This is a genomic window from Kitasatospora sp. NPDC059577 (assembly GCF_042735475.1).
GTDB lineage: Bacteria > Actinomycetota > Actinomycetes > Streptomycetales > Streptomycetaceae > Kitasatospora.
This window is the reverse complement of record NZ_JBHWBZ010000086.1, coordinates 1-7,146: the sequence shown is the minus strand read 5'-3', so window position 1 is coordinate 7,146 and position 7,146 is coordinate 1. Positions and strand designations below refer to the sequence as shown.

The 7,146-nt window shown below is 72.4% G+C and carries 5 protein-coding genes; 4 read left to right on the top strand and 1 reads right to left on the bottom strand.

All coding sequences use genetic code 11. The features are described 5' to 3' along the window. Nucleotides 1-61: 61 nt before the first annotated feature. Nucleotides 62-1,669 (bottom strand): PucR family transcriptional regulator, encoded by a 1,608-nt coding sequence (locus ACFV0O_RS38455; protein ID WP_380348998.1) that lies wholly within the window; start codon nt 1,667-1,669, stop codon nt 62-64. A gap of 375 nt (nt 1,670-2,044) precedes the next feature. On the opposite strand from ACFV0O_RS38455, the gene ACFV0O_RS38450 reads away from it, so the two are divergent. The 4 genes from ACFV0O_RS38450 to ACFV0O_RS38435 form a co-directional block, all read left to right on the top strand. Beyond that, on the top strand, nt 2,045-2,932 hold the full coding sequence (locus ACFV0O_RS38450; protein ID WP_380348996.1) for an FAD binding domain-containing protein: 888 nt from the start codon (nt 2,045-2,047) through the stop codon (nt 2,930-2,932). Next, nucleotides 2,929-3,417, top strand: a complete 489-nt coding sequence (locus ACFV0O_RS38445; protein ID WP_380348994.1) for a (2Fe-2S)-binding protein — start codon at nt 2,929-2,931, stop codon at nt 3,415-3,417. Before ACFV0O_RS38450 ends, ACFV0O_RS38445 begins: the two co-directional genes overlap by 4 nt. Then, nucleotides 3,414-5,780 (top strand): xanthine dehydrogenase subunit D, encoded by a 2,367-nt coding sequence (pucD, locus tag ACFV0O_RS38440; protein ID WP_380348993.1) that lies wholly within the window; start codon nt 3,414-3,416, stop codon nt 5,778-5,780. The genes ACFV0O_RS38445 and pucD overlap by 4 nt, the downstream gene beginning before the upstream one ends. Nucleotides 5,781-6,037: 257 nt before the next feature. Further along, nucleotides 6,038-7,146, top strand: a 1,109-nt coding sequence (locus ACFV0O_RS38435; RefSeq protein ID WP_380348991.1) for a solute carrier family 23 protein, incomplete at its 3' end; no start/stop codon positions are given.

The window sequence follows — 7,146 nt, the reverse complement described above, 5'->3', positions numbered from 1 at the left end:
CCCCGGGGGGCCCCCCCCCCCCCTCTGCGGGGGGGGGCCCTCGTGCGTGCCGGATGATCCGTCAGGCCAGTTCCAGCGCCAGGTAGAAGTCCACCCGGTCCTCCAGCCGGGACAGATCACGCCCGGTCAGCTCCTCGATCCGGCCGATCCGGTACCGCAGGGTGTTCACGTGGACGTGCAGCTGCCCGGCGCAGCGGGTCCAGGAGCCGTCCGAGCGCAGGAAGGCCTCCAGGGTGCGGACCAGGTCCGCCTGGTGCTCGATGTCGTACGCGATCACCTTGTCCAGCAGCCGGCTGCGGAAGGCGCGGCGCACCTCGTCCGGGACGGCGGCCAGCAGCAGGACGTGCGAGGCGAGCTCCTCGGGCCCCGCGACGCAGACCCGGCCGACCCGGGAGGCGGCGATCCGGCGGGCGTGCCGGGCCTCCTCCAGGGCGCCGCGCAGGCCGCCGGCCTCGGAGGCGGGCGCGGAGACGCCCAGGGTGATCCGGCCCTCGGAGCCGAGCCCGGCCTCCAGCGGCGCGAGCAGGTCCCGCACGGTGTCGGCGGGCACCGGACCGTCCAGGGCCGGCAGCACCACGACGGCACCGGTGCCCGTCCCGGCGACCAGGGCGCGGTCGGAGGTGACGCCGAGCGCCTCCTCCAGGACGGCCCGCACGGTGCCCTCGGGCAGGCCGGTGCCCTCGGCGCTGAGCACCAGCCAGGAGTCGCCCTCGGCCCGGGACTTGGGCTCGGGGTTCTCGTAGCGGGCGGCCATCGCCGAGGAGGCGTACAGGGTGCGGCTGATCTCGGCCGGGTCGGCGTCGCGGCGCAGCAGGGCGAGCACCTCGTCGGCGAGGCGGCGGCGCAGCCGGCGGCCCTCGTCCCGGCGGTGGCGCTCGGCGGCGACCAGGCGGGCCAGGTTCTCGGCGAGCTGCTGGCGCTTGGTGGTCCACTCGGTGATGTCGCCGGCCACCGCGAGCATCCAGTCGGCCAGCGGAGTGGCGGACTGCGGGCCCTCGTGCTCGGTGGAGGCCGCGGCGGGCAGCAGCGAGTAGGAGCCGCCGGCCAGGCGGGCCCGGTGCGGGGGGCGGCGGCGCTGGCGCTGGGCGGAGAGGTGGGCGCGGACCAGCTGGTCGCGGTCCTCGGCGGAGAGGCGGTCGGCGGGGCCGGCGATCACCGCGCCGGTGGGGGCGAGCACCCAGCAGTCCAGGTCGAGGTCGCCGCCGAGCAGGTCGAGGACGGCGTCCAGCCCGCCGCCGCCGGCCGCCGAGACCAGCAGCCGGTGCCGGTCGACCAGGGCGGCGAGGTCGGCGGCGCGGTCGGCGGACACCTGGCGGCCGATGAACTCGGTGACGGTGCCGAAGGCGATGTCGTCGGGCACGGCGAGCAGCGGCATCCGGTGCCGGCGGCAGGCCTCGACCAGGTCGTCGGGCACCGGGCCGACCTCGGCCTCGCCGGCCGCGAGGGCCACCGCGCCGCCCGCCGCGATGGTCCGTACGAAGCGCTCGGAGTCGGCCGGGACGGTGCGCCAGAGCATGCCGGTGAGCACGAGTTCGCCGCCGTGCAGGTAACGGCCGGGGTCCTGCAGGTCCGTCGTCATCACGCCGCTGACCTGCCGGTCCAGCTCTTCCTCGGCCGCGAGCAGGCGCAGTCGCGGGGCGCCGGGGGCGAGCAGGTCACGGACACGCATCCGCGGACTCCTTTGGGGCGGGATCGGGGCGATCGTGGGGGTGATCGGGAGGGAGATCGAGGGGGGACGGGTGGCCGGCCCTTCGGTCCGGGGGTCACAGTGTGCCCGAACATCCGTGCTCGGTGTCACGTACCAGCGGGCGGCCGGGTCACGGGCCCGTAGCCCGTCCGTCACGGCCGGATTACGGTCGTAGGTAGCACTCGGCGAACACCTGGGCTGCGAGATTCTGCTCCTTAGAGGAACGTACAGGATGCCGGGCGGGACCACAGCCGGGGCTTCATGCCATCAGTGACTGCCAGTGGGCCGCGTCACAGGGGTTCACTGGGCGACACGCCGCCGGACACCCGGCGGGCGACGACTTGAGGAGACACCCGCATGGAGTTCCTTCGGCCCGCCACCTGGGACGAGGCACTCGCGGCGAAGGCTGAGAACCCGACCGCGCTGCCCATCTCGGGCGGTACGGACGTCATGGTCGAGATGAACTTCGACGTGCACCGGCCATCCGCGATTCTCGATCTGAACCGCATCACCGAGCTCACCGAATGGTCCGACGACGGCAGCGTCGTGCAGCTCGGCGCCTCGGTCCCGTACACCCGGATCATCGACGAGCTGTCCGGGCCGCTGCCCGGTCTCGCCCTGGCGTCCCGCACCGTCGGCTCGCCGCAGATCCGCAACCGCGGCGGCGTCGGCGGCAACCTCGGCGGCGCCTCCCCGGCCGGTGACGCGCACCCCGCGCTGCTGGCGGCCGGGCGGGACGTGTTCGTCGAGGCGGCCTCGGTGCGCGGCACCCGGATGATCCCGATCGACGACTTCTACGTCGGCGTGAAGCGCAACAGCCTGGAGGCCGACGAACTGATCCGGGCGGTGCACATCCCGGTGGCGGACGGCCCGCAGCAGTTCTCGAAGATCGGCACCCGCAACGCCATGGTGATCGCGGTCTGCGCGTTCGGCTTCGCCCTCCACCCGAAGAACGGAACCGTCGGGACCGGCATCGGGTCGGCCGCTCCCACCCCGCGCCGCGCCGTCGAGGCCGAGGAGTACCTGCAGGGCGTGCTCGCCGAGCGCGGGCTCTGGGAGTCCGGCGACCTGCTGGGCACCGAGGTGATCCAGCGGTTCGGCGAGCTGGTGAAGGCCGCGGCCTCGCCGATCGACGACGTCCGGGGCACCGCCGACTACCGGCGCCACTCCCTGGCCGTGATGGCCCGCCGCACCCTCACCTGGTGTTGGAACGACTACGGCAAGCAGATCAGGAGCGCGGCATGAGGGTCACTTTCACCGCCAACGGCAAGCAGGTCGAGGCCGACGACGTGTGGGAGGGCGAGAGCCTGCTCTACGTCCTGCGCGAGCGGGTCGGCCTGCCGGGTTCGAAGAACGCCTGCGAGCAGGGCGAGTGCGGCTCCTGCACCGTCTACCTGGACGGCGTCCCGGTCTGCTCCTGCCTGGTCGCGGCCGGCCAGGTGCAGGACCGCGAGGTCCGCACGGTCGAGGGGCTGAGCGAGGAGAACGGCGAACTGGGCCTGGTCCAGCAGGCGTTCATCGACGCCGGAGCCGTCCAGTGCGGCTTCTGCACCCCCGGGCTGCTGGTGCAGACCGACGCCCTGCTGGAGCACGACGCCCAGCCGAGCGACAACGACATCCGCGAGGCGCTGTCCGGCAACCTGTGCCGCTGCACCGGCTACGAGAAGATCATGGACGCGGTGCGGCTCGCCTCGGCCCGCAAGTGCTCCGGAAAGGCCGTGACGGAATGAGCACCCGGACGATCCAGGGCCAGAAGAACCTGCAGAACATCAACCAGGCGTCCAAGGACGGCATCGGCGGCTCGCCGCTGCGCCCGGACGGCAACCTGAAGGTCAGGGGCGAGTTCGCCTACTCCTCGGACATGTGGCACGAGGACATGCTGTGGGGCATGGCGCTGCGCTCGCCGCACCCCCGCGCCACCATCCTCTCGGTGGACATCTCCGAGGCGCTCAAGGTGCCCGGCGTGTACGCGGTGCTGACGCACGAGGACATCCCCGGCTCGAAGTACTACGGCCTGGAGATCCAGGACCAGCCGGCCCTGGCCATCGACAAGATCCGGTACCACGGCGAGGCGATCGCGCTGGTCGCCGCCGACCACCCGGAGACGGCCCGCCGCGCGGTGAAGAAGATCGTGGTCGAGTACGAGGTGCTCACCCCGATCGTCACCGAGGAGCAGTGCCTCGACCCGGAGACCCACGGCTACGTCCACGAGCCGCACGAGTACAAGTCGCACGCGTACGGCAACATCTGCCACGAGCAGAAGCTGGTCTCCGGCCTCGGCGTGACCGACGAGGTGCGGGCGCTGGCGGACGTCATCGTCAGCGGCGACTACGAGGTCGGCATGCAGGACCAGGCCTTCCTCGGCCCCGAGTCCGGCCTGGCCGTGCCCGCCGAGGACGGCGGCATCGACCTCTACATCGCCACCCAGTGGCTGCACGTGGACCGCGAGCAGATGGCCCCGGTGCTCGACCTGCCCGAGGAGAAGGTCCGGCTCACCCTGGCCGGCGTCGGCGGCGCCTTCGGCGGCCGCGAGGACATCTCGATGCAGATCCACGCCTGCCTGCTGGCCCAGCACACCGGCAAGCCGGTCAAGATCGTCTACTCCCGGGACGAGTCCTTCTACGGCCACGTGCACCGCCACCCGGCGAAGATGCACTACGAGCACGGCGCCACCCGCGACGGCAAGCTGGTCTTCGCCGACTGCCGGATCGTGCTGGACGGCGGCGCCTACGCCTCCGCCTCGCCCGCCGTGGTCGGCAACGCCGCCTCGCTCGGGCACGGCCCGTACGTGATCCCGAACGTCGGGATGCACGCCATCGCGCTCTACAGCAACAACCCGTCCTGCGGCGCGATGCGCGGCTTCGGCGCGGTGCAGGCCGCGTTCGGCTACGAGTCGCAGATGGACAAGCTGGCGGTCGAACTGGGCATGGACCCGGTGGAGTTGCGGCAGCTGAACGCGATGTCGGAGGGCGACGTCATGCCCACCGGCCAGCGGATCGACTCACCGGCCCCGGTCGCCGAACTGCTGCGCCGCGTCAAGGACATGCCGCTGCCGCCGCCGCTGGACACCGAGCACCTGGACGTGCGCCAGGTTCCCGGCGCGCTGTCCAACACCTCGCACGGCGAGGGGATCGTCCGCGGCATCGGCTACTCGGTCGGCATCAAGAACGTCGGCTTCTCCGAAGGCTTCGACGACTACTCCACCGCCCGGGTGCGGCTGGAGGTCATCGGCGGCGAGCCGGTCGCCATGGTGCACACGGCGATGGCCGAGGTCGGCCAGGGCGGCGTCACCGTGCACGCCCAGATCGCCCGCACCGAGCTGGGCGTCGAGCAGGTCACCATCCACCCCGCCAACACCGAGGTGGGGTCGGCCGGTTCGACCTCCGCGTCGCGCCAGACGTACATGACCGGCGGCGCCGTGAAGCTGGCCGCCGAGGCCGTCCGGCGGGAGCTGATCGAGAAGGGCCGCCGGCGCTACGGCTGGGCCCACAAGGACATCGCGCTGGCCGGCGGCAAGGTCGTCTCCGAGAGCGCCGGCGTGCTGGTCTCCATGGTGGACCTGCTCGGGGACGAGGCCATCGACCTCACCCGCGAGCACCACCACCGGCCGACCCAGCCCTTCGACAAGGAGACCGGCCAGGGCTTCGGCCACGTCCAGTACACCTTCTGCGCCAACCGCGCGGTGGTGGACGTGGACGTGGAGCTGGGCCTGGTCAAGGTGGTGGAGCTCACCGCCGTCCAGGACGTCGGCAAGGCGCTCAACCCGCTCTCCGTGGTCGGCCAGATCCAGGGCGGCTGCACCCAGGCGCTCGGCCTCGCGGTGATGGAGGAGATCATCGTGCGGGACGGCAAGGTCCGCAACGCCTCCTTCACCGACTACCTGATCCCCACCATCCTGGACACCCCGCCGATCCCGGTGGAGATCCTCGAACTGCCCGACCCCCACGCGCCGTACGGGCTGCGCGGGGTCGGCGAGGCTCCTACCGTCTCCGCGACGCCGTCGATCGTGGCCGCCATCCGCAACGCCACCGGTCTCGCACTCAACCGGATCCCGGTCCGGCCGGAGCACCTCACCACCGAACAGCCCGGCTGAGACCGGCCGTTCACGCTTCCCCGGGGCGGCGACAGTCTTCCCCGCCGCCCCGGGGGCACCACCCCACACCCGCTGCCCCTTCCCACGCCGGGGTCACGCAGCGGTGCGCACCACCGCACCACCCGCGAATGCACCGCCGGGCACTCGCCCCCCTTCCGAGTGCCCCAGTGAGTCGATACGTCCCCCTACGCCGCTTCGTTGACCGGCAGTCAGGTCGGCTCGCCCACCCCAACCCCCTTTGACACTTGGGAGTGGACATGCCCAGGATCCCCACGGAGCCCGGCACCACCGAAGACAGACCCACCGAGGACGACAGCCACCCGTCGGCCCCGGAACCCCGTCCGAACGGCGCCCTGGACGCCTACTTCAAGATCTCGGCCCGGGGCTCGACGCTCGCCAACGAGCTGCGCGGTGGTCTCACCACCTTCATGGCGATGGCGTACATCATCCTGCTCAACCCGCTCATCCTGAGCGGCGCGGACGTCACCGGCGTCAAGCTGGACCACGCCGCGCTGACCACCGCCACCGCCCTGGCGGCAGCGGTCACCACCATCCTGATGGGCGTGGTCGGCAACGTCCCGCTCGCCCTCGCCGCCGGCCTCTCGGTCTCCGGCGCGGTCTCCGCCCTGGTCGTCCCGCACACCACCTGGGCGCAGGCCATGGGCCTGTGCGTGATCTACGGCCTGCTGATCGTGCTGCTGGTGGTCTCCGGACTGCGCGAGAAGATCATGAACGGCATCCCACTGCCGCTCAAGCACGCCATCACCATCGGCATCGGCCTGTTCGTCACCGTGATCGGCCTCTACAAGGCCGGCTTCATGCACACCGGCGGCCCCACCCCGCTGTCCCTCGGCCCCACCGGTGAGCTGGCCGGCTGGCCGGTCCTGGTCTTCTGCGTCACCCTCCTCTCGATCTTCGTGCTGATGGCCCGCGGCGTCCGCGGCGCGATCCTGATCGGCATCGCCGGCGGCACCGTGCTCGCCGTGATCGTCAACAAGGCCGCGAACGTGCCCGCCACCGCCTGGAAGAACTCCGTCCCGGTGTGGCCCGGCAGCCCCGTCTCCGCCCCCGACTTCGGCCTGTTCGGCCACGTCGACCTGTTCGGCGCCTTCGGGGGCAAGGGCATGGGCGCGATCAGCGCCTCGGTCGCGGTCTTCACCCTGGTACTGGCCGGCTTCTTCGACGCGATGGCCACCATCATCGGCGTCGGCACCGAAGCCGGACTCGCCGACAGGCAGGGCCGGATGCCCGGCCTCTCCAAGGCGCTGTTCATCGACGGCGCCGGCGGCGCGGTCGGCGGACTGGCGGGGGGGGCCCGCCCCACCCGCGGCGTGGAGTGGGCCCCCCGCGGCGGCGGGGGCGCCCC

What these genes read in the sequence shown, in the direction of transcription:
- ACFV0O_RS38455 (WP_380348998.1), bottom strand. Translation starts at nt 1,669, where the DNA reads ATGCGTGTCCGTGACCTGCTCGCCCCCGGCGCCCCGCGACTGCGCCTG.
- ACFV0O_RS38450 (WP_380348996.1), top strand. Translation starts at nt 2,045, where the DNA reads ATGGAGTTCCTTCGGCCCGCCACCTGGGACGAGGCACTCGCGGCGAAG.
- pucD (WP_380348993.1), top strand. Translation starts at nt 3,414, where the DNA reads ATGAGCACCCGGACGATCCAGGGCCAGAAGAACCTGCAGAACATCAAC.
- ACFV0O_RS38445 (WP_380348994.1), top strand. Translation starts at nt 2,929, where the DNA reads ATGAGGGTCACTTTCACCGCCAACGGCAAGCAGGTCGAGGCCGACGAC.